The organism is Pseudomonas sp. FW306-02-D09B, assembly GCF_058782685.1.
The window spans coordinates 339,850-361,142 of sequence record NZ_JBYSXY010000002.1; the positions used below are offsets into that span (position 1 = coordinate 339,850).

The 21,293-nt window shown below is 60.0% G+C and carries 18 protein-coding genes; 6 read left to right on the top strand and 12 right to left on the bottom strand.

The features are described 5' to 3' along the window. The first annotated feature begins 66 nt into the window (after positions 1–66). The 6 genes from cobG (at position 67) to AC3WK5_RS05800 (ending at position 6,199) form a co-directional block, all read left to right on the top strand. Positions 67–1,389: a precorrin-3B synthase gene (cobG, locus tag AC3WK5_RS05775; protein WP_256585210.1), complete on the top strand. Its 1,323-nt coding sequence runs from the start codon at positions 67–69 to the stop codon at positions 1,387–1,389. Next, positions 1,382–2,008, top strand: a complete 627-nt coding sequence (locus AC3WK5_RS05780; protein WP_054595430.1) for a precorrin-8X methylmutase — start codon at positions 1,382–1,384, stop codon at positions 2,006–2,008. Before cobG ends, AC3WK5_RS05780 begins: the two co-directional genes overlap by 8 nt. Beyond that, the gene (locus tag AC3WK5_RS05785; RefSeq protein ID WP_103317033.1) at positions 2,008–2,739 is read left to right on the top strand and encodes a precorrin-2 C(20)-methyltransferase; all 732 of its coding nucleotides are present in this window, start codon (positions 2,008–2,010) and stop codon (positions 2,737–2,739) included. The genes AC3WK5_RS05780 and AC3WK5_RS05785 overlap by 1 nt, the downstream gene beginning before the upstream one ends. Then, a complete protein-coding gene (cobJ, locus tag AC3WK5_RS05790; protein ID WP_103316973.1) occupies positions 2,739–4,442 on the top strand; it encodes a precorrin-3B C(17)-methyltransferase in 1,704 nt (567 codons plus the stop codon). Before AC3WK5_RS05785 ends, cobJ begins: the two co-directional genes overlap by 1 nt. A 235-nt stretch (positions 4,443–4,677) precedes the next feature. Further along, on the top strand, positions 4,678–5,484 hold the full coding sequence (locus AC3WK5_RS05795) for a hypothetical protein (RefSeq protein WP_103316971.1): 807 nt from the start codon (positions 4,678–4,680) through the stop codon (positions 5,482–5,484). 64 nt (positions 5,485–5,548) lie between these two features. Continuing rightward, entirely contained in the window at positions 5,549–6,199 is a 651-nt protein-coding gene (locus AC3WK5_RS05800) for a hypothetical protein (protein ID WP_103317031.1), read from the top strand. 89 nt (positions 6,200–6,288) lie between these two features. On the opposite strand, the gene AC3WK5_RS05805 is transcribed toward AC3WK5_RS05800, so the two are convergent. The 12 genes from AC3WK5_RS05805 to AC3WK5_RS05860 form a co-directional block, all read right to left on the bottom strand. Further along, positions 6,289–6,885, bottom strand: coding sequence for a MarC family protein (locus tag AC3WK5_RS05805; protein WP_054595433.1), 597 nt, complete (start codon positions 6,883–6,885; stop codon positions 6,289–6,291). Between the two features lie 64 nt (positions 6,886–6,949). Further along, positions 6,950–9,727 carry a hybrid sensor histidine kinase/response regulator gene (locus AC3WK5_RS05810; protein ID WP_103316969.1) on the bottom strand — a complete coding sequence of 926 codons (2,778 nt, stop codon included), beginning with the start codon at positions 9,725–9,727 and terminating at the stop codon, positions 6,950–6,952. A gap of 99 nt (positions 9,728–9,826) precedes the next feature. Then, the gene (purD, locus tag AC3WK5_RS05815; RefSeq protein ID WP_054595435.1) at positions 9,827–11,122 is read right to left on the bottom strand and encodes a phosphoribosylamine--glycine ligase; all 1,296 of its coding nucleotides are present in this window, start codon (positions 11,120–11,122) and stop codon (positions 9,827–9,829) included. A gap of 150 nt (positions 11,123–11,272) precedes the next feature. After that, on the bottom strand, positions 11,273–12,880 hold the full coding sequence (gene purH / locus AC3WK5_RS05820; RefSeq protein WP_103316967.1) for a bifunctional phosphoribosylaminoimidazolecarboxamide formyltransferase/IMP cyclohydrolase: 1,608 nt from the start codon (positions 12,878–12,880) through the stop codon (positions 11,273–11,275). Between the two features lie 82 nt (positions 12,881–12,962). Then, entirely contained in the window at positions 12,963–13,283 is a 321-nt protein-coding gene (gene fis, locus AC3WK5_RS05825) for a DNA-binding transcriptional regulator Fis (RefSeq protein WP_007921650.1), read from the bottom strand. Further along, positions 13,280–14,290: a tRNA dihydrouridine synthase DusB gene (gene dusB, locus AC3WK5_RS05830; RefSeq protein WP_103316965.1), complete on the bottom strand. Its 1,011-nt coding sequence runs from the start codon at positions 14,288–14,290 to the stop codon at positions 13,280–13,282. Before dusB ends, fis begins: the two co-directional genes overlap by 4 nt. Before the next feature lie 197 nt (positions 14,291–14,487). Next, a complete protein-coding gene (locus AC3WK5_RS05835; protein WP_103316962.1) occupies positions 14,488–15,750 on the bottom strand; it encodes a DUF3426 domain-containing protein in 1,263 nt (420 codons plus the stop codon). Positions 15,751–15,780: 30 nt separating this feature from the next. Further along, entirely contained in the window at positions 15,781–16,659 is an 879-nt protein-coding gene (gene prmA / locus AC3WK5_RS05840) for a 50S ribosomal protein L11 methyltransferase (RefSeq protein ID WP_103316959.1), read from the bottom strand. A 311-nt stretch (positions 16,660–16,970) separates the two neighbouring features. Continuing rightward, positions 16,971–18,332 carry an acetyl-CoA carboxylase biotin carboxylase subunit gene (accC, locus tag AC3WK5_RS05845; RefSeq protein ID WP_019693757.1) on the bottom strand — a complete coding sequence of 454 codons (1,362 nt, stop codon included), beginning with the start codon at positions 18,330–18,332 and terminating at the stop codon, positions 16,971–16,973. 17 nt (positions 18,333–18,349) lie between these two features. Further along, the gene (gene accB / locus AC3WK5_RS05850; protein WP_103316957.1) at positions 18,350–18,814 is read right to left on the bottom strand and encodes an acetyl-CoA carboxylase biotin carboxyl carrier protein; all 465 of its coding nucleotides are present in this window, start codon (positions 18,812–18,814) and stop codon (positions 18,350–18,352) included. Positions 18,815–18,862: 48 nt separating this feature from the next. Beyond that, on the bottom strand, positions 18,863–19,315 hold the full coding sequence (gene aroQ / locus AC3WK5_RS05855; protein ID WP_019693755.1) for a type II 3-dehydroquinate dehydratase: 453 nt from the start codon (positions 19,313–19,315) through the stop codon (positions 18,863–18,865). A gap of 131 nt (positions 19,316–19,446) precedes the next feature. Further along, positions 19,447–21,210, bottom strand: a complete 1,764-nt coding sequence (locus AC3WK5_RS05860; protein ID WP_103316955.1) for a protein-disulfide reductase DsbD — start codon at positions 21,208–21,210, stop codon at positions 19,447–19,449. Positions 21,211–21,293: the final 83 nt, after the last annotated feature.

Below are 21,293 nucleotides of genomic sequence, written 5' to 3' on the forward strand. Positions count from 1 at the left end.
GACAAAGCAGGCATAATACCGCGCCTTCGCTCGCGAAGTGCTTCTACCTCTTAGCCGGTCGCCCCCTTGAACGAACGTCAGCTGCACACCGCCTTACGCCCCTCGGCCTGTCCGGGGTTGCTGCGTATCGTCCAGGCATCGGACGGCGGCATTTGCCGGATCAAGTTGAATGGCGGGTCGATCAGCGCTGCCCAGGCTATGGCTGTGGCCGAGGCCGCCGAGCGTTATGCCGGTGGAGTGATTGAGGCGACCAACCGCGCCAATCTGCAAATTCGCGGAATCGGTAGTGAGCACCGGCCCTTGATCGACAGCCTGCTGGCCGCCGGATTGGGCCCAAAGACGGCGGCTGGCGATGATGTACGCAACCTGATGCTCAGTCCCGGTGCCGGCATCGATCGGTACATGCTGTTCGATACTCGTCCGCTGGCCGAGCAGATCCTCGCCACCTTGCAAAGCCATGAGCGTTTCCATCAGCTGTCGGCCAAGTTTGCCGTGCAACTGGATGGCGGCGAGGCGCTGGCGATGCTCGAACATCCGCATGACCTCTGGTTGAGCGCGGTTGAACGCAATGGCGAGCAATGGCTGGCGTTTGGCCTGGCGGGTTGTCCCACGGATACACCGGCAGGGGCGGTATTGCGCAATGACGGTCACACCTTGGTGGTGGCGGTGCTGGAGCTGTTTCTCGATCTGGCGCGGCCGGATCAGACCCGCATGCGGCAGGTGCTGGCCGAGCGTTCGCTGGCATCGGTAGTGCAAACCTTGGCCGAGCGTGTGCCGCTGATCCCGATCAGTGACTGGCAACGTCCCGAGTCGCGCCCAGGGTTGCACATCGGTACTTATCCACAGCGTCAGGAAGACTTGGTCTATGTCGGCGCGGTCCCACCTCTGGGGCGGCTGGATGCTTCGATGCTCAAAGGCGCGGCGGCTCTGGCCGAGGCGTTCGGGGATGGCAGCCTGCGGTTGACCCCTTGGCAAAGCCTGCTGCTGCCGAACCTTCGCCAGCAGGATGCTCCAGCGCTCACTGAGGGAATGCAGGCCCTGGGTTTTCTGGTGAGTGCCGATCAAGCTTTGGCCCATCTGGTGGCCTGCACTGGATCGGCCGGGTGCGGCAAAGGTCTGGCAGATACAAAGGGTGATGCCCTGCAATTGTCCACACAGCTGCAAAGTCGTGGCGACCGAGTTCACGTTCACCTGTCCGGCTGCCCGCGCTCCTGTGCCTCCGCGCACATCGCGCCGGTCACCTTGCTGGCAGTCAGCCCCGGTCATTACGACCTCTATTTTCGCGATGCAGGGCAGCCGGGTTTCGGCGCCCTGCAAGTACGCAACCTCACTATTGAAGCGGCCGGCGCAGCGCTTGATGCCCGCCCACGGAGCCCACTTGATGCTTGATTACATCCGCGACGGTCAGGAGATCTATCGCAACTCCTTCGCGATCATTCGCGCCGAGGCCAACCTCGCCCGGATTCCGGCCGATCTGGAAAAACTCGCGGTGCGGGTGATTCACGCCTGCGGCATGGTCGATGCGATCGACGGTCTGCAATTCTCCGAAGGCGCGGGCAAGGCCGGGCGCGATGCGCTGGCCGCCGGTGCAGCGATTCTGTGTGATGCGCGGATGGTCTCCGAAGGCGTGACCCGGGCGCGGTTGCCGGCGAACAATCCGGTGATTTGCACCCTGCGTGACGAGAGCGTTCCGGAGCTGGCCCGCGAACTCGGCAACACCCGTTCGGCAGCGGCTCTGGAGCTGTGGCGTCCGCATCTGGAAGGCAGCGTGGTGGTAATTGGCAACGCCCCGACCGCGTTGTTCTACTTGCTGGAAATGCTCGATGCCGGCGCGCCAAAACCGGCGTTGATTCTCGGCTTCCCGGTGGGCTTCGTCGGTGCCGCCGAGTCCAAGGCAATGCTTGCGGCTGACAGCCGTGGCGTGCCGTTTGTGATCATGCAAGGTCGGTTGGGCGGCAGCGCCATGGCCGCCGCAGCGGTCAATGCCCTCGCCACGGAGATTGAATGATGCAGCAACCTGGACGTTTGATCGGCCTTGGCGTGGGGCCTGGTGATCCGGAACTGATTACGGTCAAGGCCTTGCGCCTGTTGCGCGAGTCGCCGGTGGTGGCGTACTTCGTCGCCAAGGGTAAAAAAGGCAATGCGTTCGGCATCATCGAAGCGCATTTGCAGGGCGCGCAGACGCTGCTGCCGCTGGTTTACCCGGTGACCACCGAGACCTTGGCGCCGCCGCTGTCCTACGAGCAAGTGATCAGCGACTTCTACGATGCGGCCGGCGAACAGCTCGCCGCGCATCTGGATGCCGGGCGTGACGTGGCGGTGATTTGCGAAGGCGATCCGTTCTTCTACGGCTCCTATATGTATTTGCATGATCGTCTGGCCGAACGTTACGAGGCTGAAGTGGTGCCGGGCGTCTGCTCGATGCTTGGCGGTGCTTCGGTGCTGGGCGCGCCGCTGGTGTATCGCAATCAAAGCCTGTCGGTGTTGTCCGGGGTGCTACCGCACGAAGAACTCAAGCGTCGTTTGGCCGACGCCGACGCCGCGGTGGTGATGAAGCTGGGGCGCAACTTTCCGAAGGTGCGTCAGGTGCTGGAAGAACTCGGTCTGGCAGAGCGTGCGTTGTACGTTGAGCGCGCCACCATGGCCAATCAGAAGATCGTGCCGCTGGATCAGGTCGAGCCGATGTCCTCGCCGTATTTTTCGTTGATCATCGTTCCCGGCGAAAGGTGGCAAGGCTGATGACTCGTTCAGTTCCGGCGATTGTCATTCTTGGCAATGGCAGCCTCGCGACCGCACGCAAGATCCAACAGCTATACCCCGGCGCCTTGATCCACGGCCTGGCCGAACGGGTCGACGGCGCGGACCGCGTTTACCACGAGTTCGGTGCGACGCTGCGCCAGCTCTATCAACAGGACACGCCAATCATTGCTTTGTGTGCCGCCGGTATCGTCATTCGCACGCTGGCGCCATTGCTCCTGGAAAAAGGCGCTGAGCCGCCGGTGCTGGCTGTCGCCGAGGATGGCAGCGCGGTCGTGCCGCTGTTGGGCGGTCTGGGCGGGGTGAACGTGCTGGCCCGCGAGATAGCTGACGGTTTGGGCGTGGCTGCGGCGATCACCACCAGCGGTGAGTTGCGCTTCGGCACTTGCCTGCTCAATCCGCCAAGTGGCTATGCGTTGGGCGATCTGGAACTGGGCAAGCGCTTCGTTTCGGATCTGCTGGCCGGTGAGAGCGTACGTATCGAAGGCGCTGCCCCGTGGCTGGATCAAGCGCAGTTGCCGCAGGATCCGCAAGCGCATCTGGCGATTCATATTGGTAGCGCCGAACGCGCACCTGCGGCCAATGAATTACGGATTTACCCGCAAAACGTTCTGGTCGCGGTGAGCGCCGACGTCGCAGATCTGCCGAACGCGATACGCGATGCCTTGCATCAGGCGAAAATTGCTGTGCAATCGGTCGCCTGCGTGTTGGCCAGCGATCAGCAGATGGCGAGCCCGGCGTTGCGCGAAGCGGCGCTGGAATTGGGTGTGCCGCTGCGTTTTGCGGTGGCTGCCGGGAGTCTCGGTGAACTGGTGCACAATGCGCTCGCAGAGCCGGTCAGCGTCTGTGAGGTTAACGGAATCACCATCGCGATGGCTGAGCAACCGCTTGACCCGTTGCAGATCGGTCGTGCTCGTGGCCGTTTGGCGGTCATCGGTCTTGGGCCTGGCGCTGCCGAACTGATGGTGCCGGCGGTCAAGGCGGAACTGACTCGTGCCAACGACGTGCTCGGTTATGAAACCTACGTGCGCATGGCCGGGCCGTTCCGTGCCGATCAAGTGTTGCACTGCACCGACAACCGCGAGGAGATGCAGCGCGCGCGCCACGCATTCGAACTGGCCGCCCAAGGCCGTTCAGTGGTGGTCGTCTCATCCGGTGACCCAGGCGTATTTGCCATGGCAGCGGCGGTGCTCGAAGCGCTGCACGAATCTACCGATACGAGCTGGCACAGCGTCGATCTGGAAATCCTGCCGGGTGTCTCCGCTTCATTGGCGACCGCCGCTCAAGCGGGTGCACCCTTGGGCCACGACTTCTGCGTGATGTCTTTATCGGACAACCTGAAACCCTGGGCGATCATCGAGAAGCGTCTGGACCTGGCGGCAGAGGCTGACCTGGCCCTGGCCTTCTACAACCCGATCTCGCGTTCGCGTCCGTGGCAATTGGGCCGTGCGCTGGAAATCGTCGCCCGGCATCGCACGCCGGAAACGCCGGTGGTGCTGGGGCGGGATATCGGTCGTCCGGGCCAGACGCTGCGGGTCACGACCCTCGGGCAGTTGACCCCTGATCAGGTTGATATGCGGACCATGGTGCTGATTGGTTCATCCACCACCTGCGTGTTCCCGCGCGCTGAAGGTGGTGAGTGGGTTTATACGCCACGCTGGTATTCAACCAAGCCGGTCTCCTGAATAACGGCGACCTCACGCCGAGGTCGCTTGCGTTTTCACAGTGGTTTTCACAACTAACACCGCTAATAAGTAGCGCACTTTTATGTGCTCTGACTATGGCTTGCTGTTGGAGCTGCATGGAGGTTGGTAACTATTGGAATAAGTTGCTTCTGTGAATGCGTTTGACGATTGAAGTCGAGTACCTTAGTTTTGTTTCTGTCGCATGGAGCGGCGAGTATTTACTAAGGATGTTTATATGGGAAACGAAATAATTAATGTTGCGGATGTCCCTTTCTCTGAGGCCGTGCAGGATAAATACTTTGAGCGAATCGACGCTCAGTTAACTGAAGTTTTCGCGCGTCCCCGACTCAGGATGTTTGCCAAGAGCGGCAGTGTTTCGCTGAATGGTGCCGCGCCGGGAATTGATGCGTCGGTCGTCGGTCCATCCCTTGTGGTATTTGAGGAACGGCTTAGCGAAGATGATAAGCAGGATGCACTGGATAGCCAGGCTTTTGCCGAAGCCGTCGTCAGAAAACTGCCTGTCGAAACCTCGCAAGAACAGCGATACATGGCTTATAACGAGGCCTTGTCGGCGATTGGCTGGGTCACAGAAAGCTACACGTATAAGAAGTATGACTCCAAAAAGCTGACGCTGAGCATGAACGAAGCATTGCTGCAAGTGCTTGAGACTGTCATCAGTGCGGGCTCTGGAAATGTATTGAGCCTGGTAGCGTCGGGCTTTGACAAGCTCAAGGGCGATAAGGCAGCGCTGAAAATCGTGGACGCCGGAAGCAAGGAAAGTTCGGTTGTCAGCTTCAAAGCAGTTCCTTGTATTGTTGCCCCAGGTGGTGGTATGGCAATGGTCATGGGCGGCCTGGATGTGTTCAGTAAAGACTACGATGGCGAATTTCTGTTTTTTACTTTCAAGACAGAGGGGGTTCACCTTTTTCAAGCGGCAGGCATTAGAAAGTTTAATAAGCGTGCGTTTGATCGAAAGCGTCAGCAGGTTCATAACTACATTAACCAGTTCGGTGATGATCTGTTTAAAAAGATTGCAGGCTAGTAAAGCCGAAAGAGGCTTTCAATAGGGGGTAGTTTATTTAGCGTGGATGAACGGGGTGTTCAATATGTCAGTGCTTGCTGATGCTGTAGTGGTGGGTAGCTGCGTGTTATCCTTTGCGTCCGAAGTTTGCCCGCAGGACCAACAGGATATACAGGACTGTTTGCTGTATGCGGAACTGGCAGCGACTGATAAATACCCAGGGCAAGTATCAAAAAAAGTCTGGTTCGATTATTACCAGGGGCGGTTGTTGAAGGCTGGCTTCACACTCAAAACTATCGTCCCCTCTGAGCCGTTGAGGGTGTCGAATGTCAATCAACTGCTGAGCGTCAGCCATGCCATCATCGGCCGCTTGGGGGTGGAACGTTTAGGTCAGCTTGTTGAGGAAACTTACGCGGCGTTGAGGCTGGACGAGTTTGCCTGGAACTTCTTTCGCGGCAACGTCGCGAACAGTGGGTCGGGTATTCTCAAATGTGCACCTTGCGAACGTCTTGATTCCGGCGACGTGGTCGTCTGCCTGTACGGATTGCGCTATAGCACCAACGTGATTGAGGATGACTTCTTTTTCTGGAGTGAGTTCGGCAAAGAAGTGGTCATCATCCCGGATGGCGGCGTTTTTGCTTTCAATCGGGAGGTGTTTGAAAACTACCGTGGACGGGTTCACGAGAAAATCGACGCTTACTCAGACAAGATCCTGGTGAGGAAACTGAAGCTCTGAGTCGTTTGGTTTGATCAACATTGGCAAGGCCTTGTGCTTTAACAACAAGGCCTTGTTTTTCGATGGGCAATCTCGTGATGAACGACGAACTAAGGCACCAAATACCCCTTCACCCCGGTAAAGATAATCTGCGCTGCCAGTGCACACACAAATAACCCCATCAACCGGCTGACAATCTGCAAACCCTGGTCACCGAGAATCCGTTCGATACGGTTGGACAGGTACAGCACCACGCCGACGGTCAGGCTGGCCATGGCGATGCTGAGGATGGCGGTGAGTTTGTCGTCCCAGTGCGGCTGGCTGACGCCCATCACCAGCAAGGCCCCGATGGTGCCGGGGCCGACAGTGAGCGGAATGGTCAGCGGGACGATGGTCACGTCTTGCTGCACGTTGTCGGTCTGGACCGCTGACTTGCCCTGAGCCATGCCCAGTGCCGAAATGAACAGCACACTGCCGGCGCCAATGCGGAAGGCGTCTACGGTGATGCCGAACACGCTGAAAATCACCCGCCCGAACAAATACAACAGCACGCTGGAAACCAGGGTCGCGAGGGCGACATTCCAGGCCAGTCGACGTTGTTCCTTGCGCGAGTAACCGCGGGTCAGGCTGATGAAGCAGGACAACACGAAGAAGGGGCTGTAGAGCACCAGCATCTTCAGGTAAACACTGAACAACACGTGGAGCATGGGGCAAGCTCACTGGCGAGGGAAGTCGAGGAGGAGTCTATCAGGCGCTGCGGGGTCTGTCGGCTCAGGACGTTTGAGCCGTTGCCTGATTCTGCTGATCGCGCTGCGCGACCCAATGCTCGATCAGTTCGCGCAGTTGTGAAAGCTCGACGGGCTTGGCCATATGGCCATCCATGCCGGCCTGGCGTGCGCGTTCTTTGTGTTCGGCCAGGATGTGTGCGGTAAGTGCTACTACCGGTGTGCGAGTTCGCTGGTTGCCGACCTCCCAGGCACGCAATTGCTGGGTGGCGGAGAAGCCATCGAGGATTGGCATTTCGCAGTCCATCAACACCAGGTCGTAGCGCTGGGCCTTCATCGCTTTCAACGCTTCTTCGCCATTGCAGGCGGTGTCCGGCTGAAGGTTGAGCTTGCCGAGCATGCCGCGAATCACTTTGGTTGAAATGCTGTTGTCTTCGGCCACCAGAATGCGGAAATCGCTCGGCACCTTGACCGCCGCAGGCGCGCCGCTCGGCAGTTGCTGCGAGACCGCCAGGCCTTTGCTGCGTTGGCTCAGTTCGTCCGCCAGCGTGGTCTTGAGGGTGTAGCCGGCCACGGGCTTGGCGAGGATGCGTTTGATCCCGGCATTGCGTGCGATGACCTTGCTCGGCGCGTTGCTGATGCCGGTGAGCATGATCAGCAGAATGTCGTGATTCAGGCTCGGGTCTTCCTTGATCTTCGCCGCCAGTTGCATGCCGGTCATGCCGGGCATGTTCTGGTCGAGCAGGACCACGTCGAAGTAGTCACGCAGGTGCGCCTTGGTGCGCAGCAGGGCGAGGGCTTCCTTGCCGGAAGGTACGGCGCTGACGTTCAGCCCCCAGGCGCTGCATTGCTGCACCAGGACTTTGCGGCAGGTGTCATTGTCGTCCACCACCAGCACCCGTGCGCCTTGTAGCGGGCCATCGAGATCGGAGGTCGGGTGTTCGAGGCGCTCGGGGTCCAGCGGCAAGGTCAGCCACAGTGTGCTGCCCTGATTGCTGCCGCTCTTGATGCCGAATTCGCCGTGCATCAGCAGAATCAATTGGCGGGCGATTACCAGCCCCAGGTTACCGCCCAGGCGGGTGGCGGAAAGGAAGTTCTTGCTGTGCAGTTCGGCATGCAGAAGGGCTTCTCGTTCTTCGGCATCCATGGGGTGCCCGCTGTCTTGCACGGCAATGCGCAGGCGCGGTTTGTGGCTGCGTTCGTCAAGGGCCACGACGATCAGGATTTCGCCTTCGTCGGTTTTCTTCAGGGCGTTTTCCAGCAGGCTCAGCAGTGTCTGGCGCAGACGCGTCGGGTCGCCGCTGATCACGCGAGGGACCTGTGGCTGGATGAAGCTGATCAGCTCGACGTTCTGTTGTTCGGCCTTGGCGCGGAAGATGCTCAGGCAGTCTTCGATCAGTGCGTTGAGGTCGAACTGCACATCGTCGAGTTCGATTTGTCCGGACTCGAGCTTGGAGATGTCGAGGATTTCGTTGATCAACGTCAGCAGTTCATTGCCGGCGCTATGGATGGTTTGTACGTAGTCGCGTTGTTTGACCGACAGCGGGGTGCCCAACAGAAGTTCGGTCATGCCCAGCACGCCATTCATCGGGGTGCGGATTTCGTGGCTGATCTTTGCCAGGAATTCGGCTTTGGCATTGATCTCGGCATTACTTGCTGCCAGGTCACGGCTGACGCTGAAGCGGTCTTCGGTGATGCTGCGCTGGCGTTCGCTCAAGGCGATGCTCATCAGCACGCCGCAGATGCAGATGAAGGCCATCAAGGTCATGATCAGGCCTTGCGGTGCAACCAGGGTCAGCCCCAGCAGCGCCGGCAGGATGATCAGCGTGCCGACGTTGAACACCACCATCGCAGCCACGAACAGGCGTGCCGGCCGATAACCCTTTTGCCAGTGATAGGCGCTGACAAAGAGCATGCTCAGGCCCGCCAGGGCCACCAGCGCATAGGTGATGATGTTCAGCGGCAGGGTGTCGACGAACAGCAACAGCAGGCTGCACAGGACAATGAACAGGATGTCCCCCAGCAGCAATTTGTTTAGAGGATGCGGGCCCAGCGGGGCAAAGAAGCGGTAGGCGAACATCAGGCCGCAAGGGGCTGTCAGCAGTAGCGCCAGGTAGGCGCCGGGTGTTTGCACGGCATGCCAGTCGGGAAGCCATGGTCCAGCCAGGTTCAACAACAGCACCAGGCTGAGCAGTAACAGTCCCTCGCACGCTGCCAGCCAGACGCTGCTGCGCGAGCGGCTATAGCCGTAGCGCGTGAGGTTGTACAGGATCAGCATCGCGATGCAGCCAAAAAACAGGCCATAGATCAGCGTCTGGTTCTGGTTCGCCGCCACCATCACTGCTGATTGCAGGGTGATATAGGGGCGCAACTCGTGTTCGGAAACCAGTCGCAGATAGACGTCGAGGGGTTTGTCGCTTTGTGGAAGCGGCAACATGAAGTCGCTGCTGGGGAGTGGTCGCTCGCTCTGCGGTTGCTCGTTGCCGCTGGTCAATTGCTCGACCAATGTGTCGCCATCCAGAACGTAGAGGTTCAGGTGCGACAAATCGGGGGCGAAGATGCGCAGCAGTTGTTCGTGTTTACCGGGACTGAGCTTGAAACGCAGCCACAACGCGCCACTGGGTTCGGCGGCGGTGATCTGGTCGAGTTCAATCGGGCTGAATTGGTTGGTGTAGCGAGCCGAGCGGATATCGCTCAGTTGCAGGTCTGCCTGTTCGTCGAGCAATACCGCCCAGCCACTGCCTTGCGCGGCCTGGGCCGGGAGCATGCAGAGCAGGGTCAGCAGAGTGACGGTGAAGCCTATGGCAATCCTGAGCCAGCGCACGGCGAAATCCCTTCGTAGGTTGATTCCAGATTATAACTATGCGCGGCGCCGGAATAGTACGGCAAGGGCCATAGGCCCCTGCCTAGCCGAATGGATAGCTTATTCCTGATTTTCGCCACGCTCACGGGCAATGGCGCGGTAGCCAATGTCCTTGCGGTAGAAACAGCCTTCCCAGTTGATTTTGGCGGCCAGCTTGTAGGCCTGCTGCTGGGCGGCATCGACGCTTGCGCCCATGGCGGTGGCGCAAAGTACCCGACCACCGGCCGTCACAACCTTGCCGTCCTTGAGTGCGGTACCGGCGTGGAAGACTTTACCTTCCAGTGCAGCGGCGGCATCCAGGCCTTCGATCACTGCGCCCTTGGCGTAATCGCCCGGGTAGCCGCCAGCAGCCAGTACGATACCGACGCTTGGACGTGGATCCCACTGAGCTTCGACCTTGTCCAGTGCCTGTGCCAGCGCCGCTTCGACCAGCAATACCAGGCTCGACTGCAGGCGCAGCATTACCGGTTGGGTCTCGGGGTCGCCGAAACGGCAGTTGAACTCGATGACTTTCGGGTTGCCGGCTTTGTCGATCATCAGACCAGCATAGAGGAAGCCGGTGTAGACGTTGCCTTCTTCGGCCATGCCACGCACGGTTGGCCAGATCACCAGGTCCATGACGCGCTGGTGAACTTCGCTGGTGACCACCGGGGCAGGGGAGTAGGCACCCATGCCGCCCGTGTTCGGGCCGGTGTCGGCGTCGCCAACGCGTTTGTGGTCCTGGCTGGTGGCCATCGGCAGCACGTTCTTGCCGTCGACCATGACGATGAAGCTGGCTTCTTCGCCATCGAGGAACTCTTCGATGACCACGCGCGAACCGGCGTCGCCAAAAGCGTTGCCGGCGAGCATGTCGCGTACGGCGTCTTCGGCTTCGCTCAGGGTCATGGCGACGATCACGCCTTTACCGGCTGCCAGGCCGTCGGCCTTGATCACGATCGGCGCACCTTTTTCACGCAGATAAGCCAAGGCAGGCTCGATCTCGGTGAAATTCTGGTAGTCGGCCGTCGGGATCTTGTGGCGAGCCAGGAAGTCCTTGGTGAATGCCTTGGAACCTTCCAGCTGGGCGGCGCCAGCGGTTGGGCCGAAGCAGTCCAGGCCGCGTTTGCGGAACAGATCGACTACGCCTGCGACCAGCGGGACTTCCGGACCGACGATGGTCAGGGAGACGTTTTTCTCGGCGAAGTCGGCCAACTGCTCAAGGGCCAGCACGTCGATAGCGACGTTCTCGCACTTGGCTTCAATGGCAGTGCCGGCGTTGCCCGGGGCAACGAAGACTTTCTGTACGCGCGGATCCTGAGCGACTTTCCAGGCCAGGGCGTGTTCACGGCCACCGCTGCCAATGATCAAAACATTCATTTCAAAAACCTCAAATTCTGTAGGCGCCGCTGGAGCGCTTTTAAATGTGGGAGCGGGCTTGCTCGCGAAAGCGGTGTGTCAGCCAGCATCGTCGTTACTGACAGCTTGCATTCGCGAGCAAGCCCGCTCCCACATTTCGATCGAGTTGAATCAGTGACGGAAGTGGCGCATGCCGGTGAATACCATGGCGATGCCGGCCTCGTCTGCGGCAGCAATCACTTCGTTGTCACGCATCGAGCCGCCTGGTTGAATCACGGCGGTGATGCCAACCTTGGCGGCGTTGTCGATGCCGTCGCGGAACGGGAAGAACGCGTCCGAGGCCATGACCGCGCCCTGCACTTGCAGGCCAGCATGTTCAGCTTTGATGGCGGCGATGCGCGCAGAGTTCACGCGGCTCATCTGGCCAGCGCCGACACCGATGGTCTGACGGTTCTTGGCGTAGACGATGGCATTGGATTTGACATACTTGGCGACTTTCCAGGCGAAGATCAGGTCGTTGATCTCTTGCTCGGTCGGTGCGCGCTTGGTCACAACCTTCAGGTCTTCGCTGCCGATCATGCCGATGTCGCGGCTCTGTACCAGCAAACCGCCATTGACGCGCTTGTAGTCCCAGGCCGGGGCACGATCAGCCGACCATTGGCCGCACGCCAGCAAGCGAACGTTGGCCTTGGCGGCAACGATGGCGCGAGCTTCTTCGCTGACCGACGGGGCGATGATCACTTCGACGAACTGACGCTCGACGATGGCCTTGGCAGTTTCAGCGTCCAGTTCGCGGTTGAACGCGATGATGCCGCCGAAAGCCGATTCGGTGTCGGTGGCGTAAGCCAGTTCGTACGCCTGGCGGATACCGCCTTCAGCGTCCGGGCTCACGGCAACGCCGCACGGGTTGGCGTGCTTGACGATCACGCAGGCCGGTTTGACGAAGCTCTTCACGCATTCCAGCGCAGCGTCGGTGTCGGCCACGTTGTTGTACGACAGTTCTTTGCCTTGCAGTTGGGTCGCGGTAGCGATGCCGACTTCGGCGGGCTTGGCTTCAACGTAGAACGCCGCGCTCTGGTGCGGGTTCTCGCCATAGCGCATTTCCTGAGCCTTGATGAACTGGCTGTTGAAGGTGCGCGGGAACTCGCTGCGACCTTCGGTGGTGAGGGTTTCAGCAGCCTGGTTCACGGTGCCCATGTAGTTGGCGATCATGCCGTCATAGGCCGCGGTGTGTTCGAAGGCCTTGAGCATCAGGTCGAAACGCTGAGCGTAGGTCAGGCCACCGGCCTTGAGGCTTTCCAGCACGCTGGCGTAATCGCTGGCGTTCACCACGATGGCCACGTCTTTGTGGTTCTTGGCAGCGGAGCGCACCATGGTCGGGCCGCCGATATCGATGTTCTCGATGGCGGTCGGCAGGTCGCAACCTGGCTTGTTGATGGTGGCTTCGAACGGGTAGAGGTTAACGGCGACCAGATCGATCGGCTTGATGCCGTGTTCGTTCATGATCGCATCGTCGATACCGCGACGACCGAGGATCCCGCCGTGGATTTTCGGGTGCAGGGTTTTCACCCGACCGTCCATCATTTCTGCGAAACCGGTGTAATCCGCGACTTCCACAGCGGCTACGCCATTGTCCTGCAGCAGCTTGAACGTCCCGCCGGTGGAGAGGATCTCGACGCCGAGGGCTTCGAGTTCCTTGGCGAATTCGAGGATCCCGGTCTTGTCGGAAACGCTGATCAAGGCGCGGCGGATCGGCAGGCGGGTGGTCTGGTCGGTCATCTCAATTTCCATCAAAAGCAAAGGAAGTCAGCAAAAAAGGCGACCGGTTTTACGCGGGCGCCTTTCTGGTTTGATTGAATGCTTACAGCAAATCGTACTGCTTGAGTTTCTTGCGCAAGGTGCCGCGGTTCAGTCCCAGCAGCTCACTGGCCTTGGTCTGATTGCCCTTGACGTAGTTCATCACGCTTTCGAGCAGGGGAGCCTCGACTTCGGAGAGCACCAGGTTGTACACATCCGTGACGGCAGCGCCTTCAAGGTGGGCGAAATAATTGTGCAGCGCCTTCTCGACACTCCCGCGAAGGGTCTGGCCTTCTTCGCTCGGTGTATTGAGGTGCTGTTTCAAATTTACGTTGTCGCTCACGGGTGCTGTTCCACTCACTAAAGTCTCGGTCATCATCGTCATGCGGCCACCCCTTCTCCGTCCCCTGTCAGGCTCTTGTAGCGCTCGGCGAAGAACTCCCGAACGTTGGCGCATTGTGTTTCCGTACCATCCAAACGATTGAAGTGGGCGCGAAACTCCCTGGCGCCCGGCAGGGTTGCGAGATACCAGCCGACATGCTTGCGGGCGATGCGTACGCCCATGACATCTCCATAGAAAGCATGGAGCGCGGCCAGATGCTCAAGCAGAATACGTTCCACCTCGATCAATTCCGGTGCCGGGAGTTTTTCGCCGGTACGCAGAAAATGCTCGATCTCACGAAAAATCCATGGCCGCCCCTGGGCAGCCCGGCCTATCAGCAGGCCATCGGCACCGGTCGCGTCAAGCACGTGCCGGGCCTTCTCGGGCGAGTCGATATCGCCATTGGCGAAGACCGGAATCGACACCGCCTGCTTGATCGCAGCAATGGTGTCGTACTCGGCTTCACCGGTATACAGATCGGCACGGGTCCGGCCATGCACCGCCAGCGCCGTAATGCCTGCCTGTTCGGCGATCTTCGCCACCGTCAGGCCATTCTTGTTCGCCCGGTCCCAGCCCGTGCGGATCTTCAGCGTGACCGGCACATCAACCGCCGCCACGACGGCGTGCAGGATCTCGGTCACCAATTCTTCATCTTTCAGTAACGCGGAGCCGGCGGCCTTGTTGCAGACCTTCTTGGCCGGACATCCCATGTTGATGTCAATAATCTGGGCGCCCAACTCGACGTTGGCGCGTGCTGCCTCCGCCAGCATCTGTGCATCGCCACCGGCGATCTGTACCGAGCGTGGCTCGGGATCGCCTTCGTGGACCATGCGCAGACGCGATTTGCGGGTGTTCCACAAACTCATGTCGCTGGTGACCATTTCCGAGACTACAAGCCCTGCGCCCAGTCGTTTGCACAGCTGACGAAAGGGCTGGTCGGTGACCCCCGCCATCGGGGCGAGAATCAAGCCGTTGTGCAGTGTATATGGGCCGATGCGTACCGCCGACATAGGACTTCCCTGTTGTGGGGTCGGATCATGAGAGTTCGAAAAAGGGTTGGCATGATACCCGCTCTCGATGACTGGATAAAGGCTGAATTGGATAAAATCTGAACAGTTATTCTGTTATTGCCATCAGTTTGGTTCGAGGCGCCGGGAGTCGGAAAATTGCCGTCAACGGCGCGAGGCTCGGCGCCGAGTGAAGCGATTCACTCGGGCGAGTGGAAGCTCAGGCTGTAGTTCACGGCTTTTGGGCCGGGATCGAGGATGTCCAGGGCAATATGGATCGGTGTTTGCGGTGGCATTTCTGCGAGGTCCGCGAGGTCGCCATTGAGGTACTCGCCTGGTTTGAAGCGGCGGCTGGCGATCAGATGGCCATTGAGGTCGGCAAAGCGCAGTTCCAGCAATGGGAACGGCTGCGAGAACGACGCGCGGTTGTAGATGATCGCGTCAACTACCAGCGCGCCGTTGAAGTCCGGGTGGCTACGCACCACCAGATTGCTGCTTTTGATTTTCGCGATATCGACCTTGGACGGCACGCTGCAGCCAATCTGCGGGCACAGTTGCTGGAACCAGGGGCGGTATTGATCCTGGCGGGCCAGTTCGTCGAAGTGATAGGCAATGTACTGGCCGGCAAGGGCTGCTGCGCCCAGCAGGACCATCAGGCTCCAAAAGAATCGGCGACCCCAGGGGGAGCGGCGTTTTTGCCAGTCGAGTTGCAGCGGGTCGTCGATCAGGTCCTGCAGCACCTCGTCATGCATGGCTGGTTCGTTGCGCGTGCGCTTCTTGCGTACGGGCTCGGCGTCAGGGGTTTCGTCGTCGATATCGTCATCGGTCGCGGACAGGCGTTCGTGTTTCGCTGCAGGCTCCGGCGTTTCGAAGGGTTGGTCGAGGCGCAGTTGCGGTGCCTCGGGCTCATCGTCCAGATCGACCAGCTCGAGCGACAGCGAGGGTTCGGTGCGCGAGGTTTTTTCCGGCTCGTCGGCGATGTCTGCCGATCGATGGTTCTCGGCCGGTGCGTGCGTGTTTTCGCTGGCCAGCGCGCGTTCAGCGGCTGAATCGCTGAACAGGCTGTCGGACCAAGGCTCTTCACCTTCGGGCGTATCCCGACGGGCGCTCAGCGAGTCTTCCTTGTGCTTGCGCTCATGATGGCCGAACTCTTTGGTCGGCTGGATTTCCCGTTGTTCAAGCTTGGCGAGTTCTTCGTCGAGGTCGAGGCTGTCCAGATCCAGTTCGGCGGCTGTCCACTGCTTCTGGCTGATGGCCCGTTGCGTGGGCGGCTCAACCGGTGGCGGGGTCGTGAGGGCGATAGCTTCCTTGCCCATGCGTTGCTCGAGCAACTGCCGTGCAGCATTGAACACTTGCAGGCAAGAGCCGCAGCGAACCACTCCGCGGGCGACGCTCAATTGGGCGTGGCTGACGCGGAAACTGGTCTGGCAATGCGGGCACTGGGTGACGAAGCTATCGGTCATGCGGCTATCCGGAGTATGCAGGCGCTCATTTTAGCGCCGACGGCCGGTGATGCGCACCCAGCCATCGCGATTGGCAATCGGGTCCAGCTCAAAGTCCTTGGCATAAGCCTCTGCGACTTCCGCGCCTTGCTCGGCGAGGATGCCCGACAATGCCAGGCGACCGCCGGGCTTGACCAGGCTGGAAAGTTGCGGGGCCAGGGAAACCAGTGGTCCGGCGAGAATGTTGGCGACCAGTACCTCGGCCTGCACTTGCGGCAAATCTTGAGGCAGATACAGCGGGAACAGCGCTGGGTCGATGTTGTTGCGCCCGGCGTTGTCGCGGGAGGCTTCCAGTGCCTGCACGTCGATGTCGGTGCCGACCGCTTCCTTGGCGCCCAGCAGCAGTGCAGCGATCGCGAGGATCCCCGAGCCGCAGCCGAAGTCCAGTACGTGGCAGTCCTTCAGGTCCTGGCCGTCGAGCCATTCCAGGCACAAGGCGGTGGTCGGGTGGGTGCCGGTGCCGAACGCCAGGCCCGGATCGAGCAGCAGATTGACCGCATCAGGCTCGGGCGCAGCGTGCCAGCTCGGGACGATCCACAGGCGCTGACCGAAGCGCATTGGCTGGAAGTTGTCCATCCAGCTGCGTTCCCAGTCCTGGTCTTCAATGACTTCGCTGTGATGCTCGGGTAGCGGGCTGCCGGTCAGCAGCTCAAGGTGTGCCAGCACGCTGGCGGCTTCGGTGCCACCTTCGAACAGGGCCAGCAGATGGGTGTGCGACCACAGTGGGGTGGTGTTCAGTTCCGGCTCGAAGATCGGCTGATCTTCGGCGTCCATGAAGGTCACCGAGACGGCGCCGACTTCAAGGAAGGCGTCTTCGTAGGTTTCGGCTTGTTCTGGGCTGATGGCGAGACGGACTTGCAGCCAAGGCATGGCGGGCACCTTTGAAAAATGTAATGTGCAGCCTGGCGGGCTGCGAGAAGCGCGTAAGTTTACGCGAGAGCGGCGCAGAAGACGACCGGCTTGCCAGGGATATACCTGTGGCGAGGGAGCTTGCTCCCGCTGGAGCGCGAAGCGGTCCAAAAATGGGCACCTCGGTTTTACCTGGGGCACAGCTGTTGGATGGTTTGCGGCTGCTTCGCAACCGAGCGGGAGCAAGCTCCCTCGCCACAAGGGTTCTGCATTCAGTAATCCCGGAAACAACAAAGCCGCTCGAAAGCGGCTTTGTTGGTCTGGATCAAGCTTTAGTGTTGTGCTGCCAGCTTGTGTTCCAGGTAGTGGATGTTGACTCCACCTTTGCAGAAGCCTTCATCGCGGGTCAGGTCGCGGTGCAGCGGGATGTTGGTCTTGATCCCGTCGACCACGATTTCGTCCAGCGCATTGCGCATGCGCGCCATGGCTTCTTCACGGGTTGCCCCGTAAGTGATCAGTTTGCCGATCAACGAATCGTAGTTCGGCGGAACGGCGTAGCCGCTGTACAGGTGCGAATCAACCCGCACACCGTTGCCGCCCGGGGCATGGAAATGCTTGACCGTGCCTGGGCTTGGCATGAAGGTTTTCGGGTCTTCGGCGTTGATCCGGCATTCCAGCGCGTGACCGCGGATGACCACGTCATCCTGGGTGAACGACAGCGGGTTGCCGGCGGCGATGCTGAGCATCTCCTTGACGATGTCGATGCCGGTGACCATTTCCGAAACCGGGTGCTCTACCTGGACACGAGTGTTCATCTCGATGAAGTAGAAGCTGCCGTTCTCGTACAGGAACTCGAAAGTCCCGGCGCCACGGTAACCGATGTCGATGCACGCCTTGACGCAGCGAGCGAAGACTTCCTGGCGAGCCTTCTCGTCGATGCCCGGTGCCGGTGCTTCTTCGAGAACCTTCTGGTGGCGACGTTGCAGCGAGCAATCGCGGTCACCCAGATGGATAGCGTGGCCCTGGCCATCGGAAAGTACCTGAACTTCCACGTGACGTGGGTTGGTCAGGAATTTTTCCAGATAGACCATCGGGTTGCCGAACGCCGCGCCAGCTTCGGAGCGGGTCAGTTTTGCCGAGGAGATCAGGTCTTCTTCTTTGTGCACAACGCGCATGCCGCGACCACCACCGCCGCCAGCGGCTTTGATGATCACCGGGTAACCGACTTCGCGACCAATGCGCAGAGCGGTTTCTTCGTCTTCCGGCAGCGGGCCGTCGGAACCTGGAACGGTTGGTACGCCGGCAGCGATCATGGCGTGCTTGGCCGAAACCTTGTCGCCCATCAGGCGGATGGTTTCAGCTTTCGGGCCGATGAAGGCGAAGCCGGAGTTTTCTACCTGTTCGGCAAAGTCGGCGTTTTCCGCGAGGAAACCGTAGCCTGGGTGAATGGCGGTGGCGCCGGTCACTTCGGCAGCGGCGATGATCGCTGGAATGTGCAGGTAAGAGTGCGCGGCCGATGCCGGACCGATGCAAACCGATTCGTCTGCCAGGCCCAGGTGCATCAGCTCCTTGTCGGCCTTGGAGTAAACGGCGACGGTCTTGATGCCCATCTCTTTGCAGGCACGCAGGATCCGCAGGGCGATTTCACCGCGGTTGGCGATCAGAACTTTTTCCAACTTCGCAGGTTTCAACATCGTTGGCTCTCCGCGGTTCAAACGATGGTGAACAGCGGTTGGTCGTACTCAACCGGCTGGCCGTCTTCGACGAGGATGGATTCGATCACACCGCTGCTTTCAGCTTCGATGTGGTTCATCATCTTCATGGCTTCGACGATGCACAGGGTGTCGCCTTTCTTCACGCTCTGGCCAACTTCAACGAAGGACGGCGAGGACGGCGAAGATTTGCGATAGAACGTGCCCACCATTGGCGAACGGGCAACGTTGCCGTTCAGCGCTGGCGCAGCGGGAGCAGCAGGTGCAGCGGCAGCAGCAGGCGCGGCAGCAGCGACAGGTGCCGGAGCCGGAGCGTGCATTGGCGCAGGAGCGTAGTACTGCTGAGCCGGGGTTTTGCTGTGGCGGCTGATACGTACGGACTCTTCGCCTTCCTTGATCTCGAGCTCGTCGATGCCGGACTCTTCCAGCAGTTCGATCAGTTTCTTAACTTTACGGATATCCATGAATCATCAACTCCCAAGGGTCGGTCAGGGGCGTTTAACGCTTGTTGTTCAAGCCGTTGCCTGTCTTTCAAGCTGTTCTAGTGCGGCCTCCAGGGCCAGTCGATAACCGCTGGCGCCAAGGCCGCAGATCACTCCCACCGCAACGTCGGAGAAGTAAGAGTGATGGCGGAAAGGTTCGCGTTTGTGCACGTTAGACAAATGCACTTCGATGAATGGGATGCTCACCGCCAGCAGCGCGTCACGTAATGCGACACTTGTATGCGTAAAAGCTGCTGGATTGATCAAAATGAAATCCACACCCTCGCCGCGAGCGGCGTGAATGCGGTCGATCAATTCATACTCGGCGTTGCTTTGCAGGTAGAGCAAATGGTGGCCGGCATTGCGCGCGCGTTGTTCCAGGTCCTGATTGATCTCGGCCAGGGTCACAGCCCCGTAGACGCCCGGTTCGCGGGTGCCGAGCAGGTTCAGGTTGGGTCCGTGCAAAACCAGTAGGGTCGCCATCGGCTGTTCCTTGTTATCCGTGTGCAGTTATCAGAACCCGGCGACTATGCCGCAAAGCGTTTGTGACTGTCCAGTTCTCTGCAATAGGCAGCACAATGACCGATGATTGCGCGATTTATGTGACCAACTGATTAAATCTGGTCATTCGCTTTAGCGACACGTTCGGCGAAGTCCCTGGCGTTGATCTCGCCAATCACCCGCACATCGCCACGTTCCTTGCCATCCTTGCCGAAAAACATCAGCGCCGGTGGTCCGAACAGCTTGTAACGGTCGAGCAGGGCGCGTTGTTCAGCGTTGCTGGCGGTGATGTCGAAGCGAACCAGTCGATAACCTTTAAGGCGTTCAACGACGTTGCTGTCGTTAAGCACCTCGTGCTCGATGACTTTGCAGCTGATGCACCAGTCGGCGTACCAGTCGAGCAGCAGCGGGGTGTTGGCGGATTTTGCTTCAGTGAGCACGCGATCGAGTTCCGCCGGGGTGCTGATGGTTTGCCATTCACTCGGGTTTTGCGCTTGAGCACCGCCAGGAGCATTGATGACTTTTGGCTGGCTGATCGGATTGAGCGGATCGGCCTGGCCGCTGAAGGCGCCGTACCAACACGCCAACCCGTAAAACACCAGAAGCATCCCGAGCAATTGACCAAGGCGTTTTCGCGGCGGTTTATAGCCAAGCTCCAGCGCCCCGAGAAACAAGCCGACCCCGACCGCCAGCAGACCGATCAGCAGCAAGGTGATGGGCCCCGGCAATACCCGGCTCAGCAAACCGATTGCCAACCCCAGCAACAACACGCCAATCGCATTTTTCACGTAGATCAGCCATGGGCCGCTTTTCGGCAGCCAGGCCGCGCCGCCAGTGGCGACCAGCAACAATGGCGCGCCCATCCCCAGGCCCAGAACGAACAGCTTCAGCGCACCGCCCAACGCATCGCCGCTGGCGCTGATATACAGCAACGCACCGGCCAAAGGCGCGGACACACACGGCGAGACCAACAGGCTTGACACCACGCCGAGCACGGCCGCGCCCCACAGCGAACCCCCTTCGGTGCGGCCGGCAATGCGGTCCAGGCGGCTGCTGATCACGTGGGGCAATTTCAGTTCGAACACCCCGAACATCGCTAAGGCAAACACCGCGAAGAACAAGGCAAACGGCGCCAACACCCACGCCGATTGCAGGCGTGCCTGAAGGTTGAGCTGGGCACCGAACAGCCCCATCAACGCGCCGAGCACGGCGAAACAGGCGGCCATCGGCAAGACGTAGGCCAGCGACAGATTGAAGCCGCGCAGTCCGCCGACCTGACCGCGCAACACCACGCCGGAGAGGATCGGCAGCATCGGCAGCACGCATGGGGTAAACGTCAGCCCAAGGCCCGCAAGGAAGAACAGCGCCAGTTCGCGCCAGCTCCAGCCTGCGGCACTGGCTGGAGGGGTAATGGCTGCACCGTCGATTTTCAGGCGTTCGGTTTCCGGTGGATAACACAGGCCTTTATCGGCGCAGCCCTGGTAGGTGACGGCCAACGTGAAAGCCCGCTGATCGGCGCTGCTGCGTGGCAGGTCGACGTCGAGAATGCCGTGGTAGACCTCGACATCGCCGAAGTATTCGTCGTGCTTTTTTTCGCCTGAAGGCAGTTGCGCAGCGCCCAGGCCAATGTCGGCGGGCTCGCTGTGAAACTGGAAGCGATGCCGGTAGAGGTAGTAACCCTCGGTAGCGACGAAGCGCAGCTTGATCGATTGCGGTGTGCTTTCCACCAGGCTCAGTTGAAAGGCTTCGCGCACGGGCAGGAAGTCGGCGCTGTTATTGATCGAGCCCAGGGTCGAACTGGGGCGACTGTCCAAGAGGCCGGCGGCATTCACCGGCAGGACCAGCACTAACAGCATCAGGCAGAGCAGACGGCGCATGACAATCTCGCGTATCGAAAGTGAGCGCATGATAGCGGACGGAGCCGATGACTGCCGAGTCAGGGGTTTCGATGATTCATTGT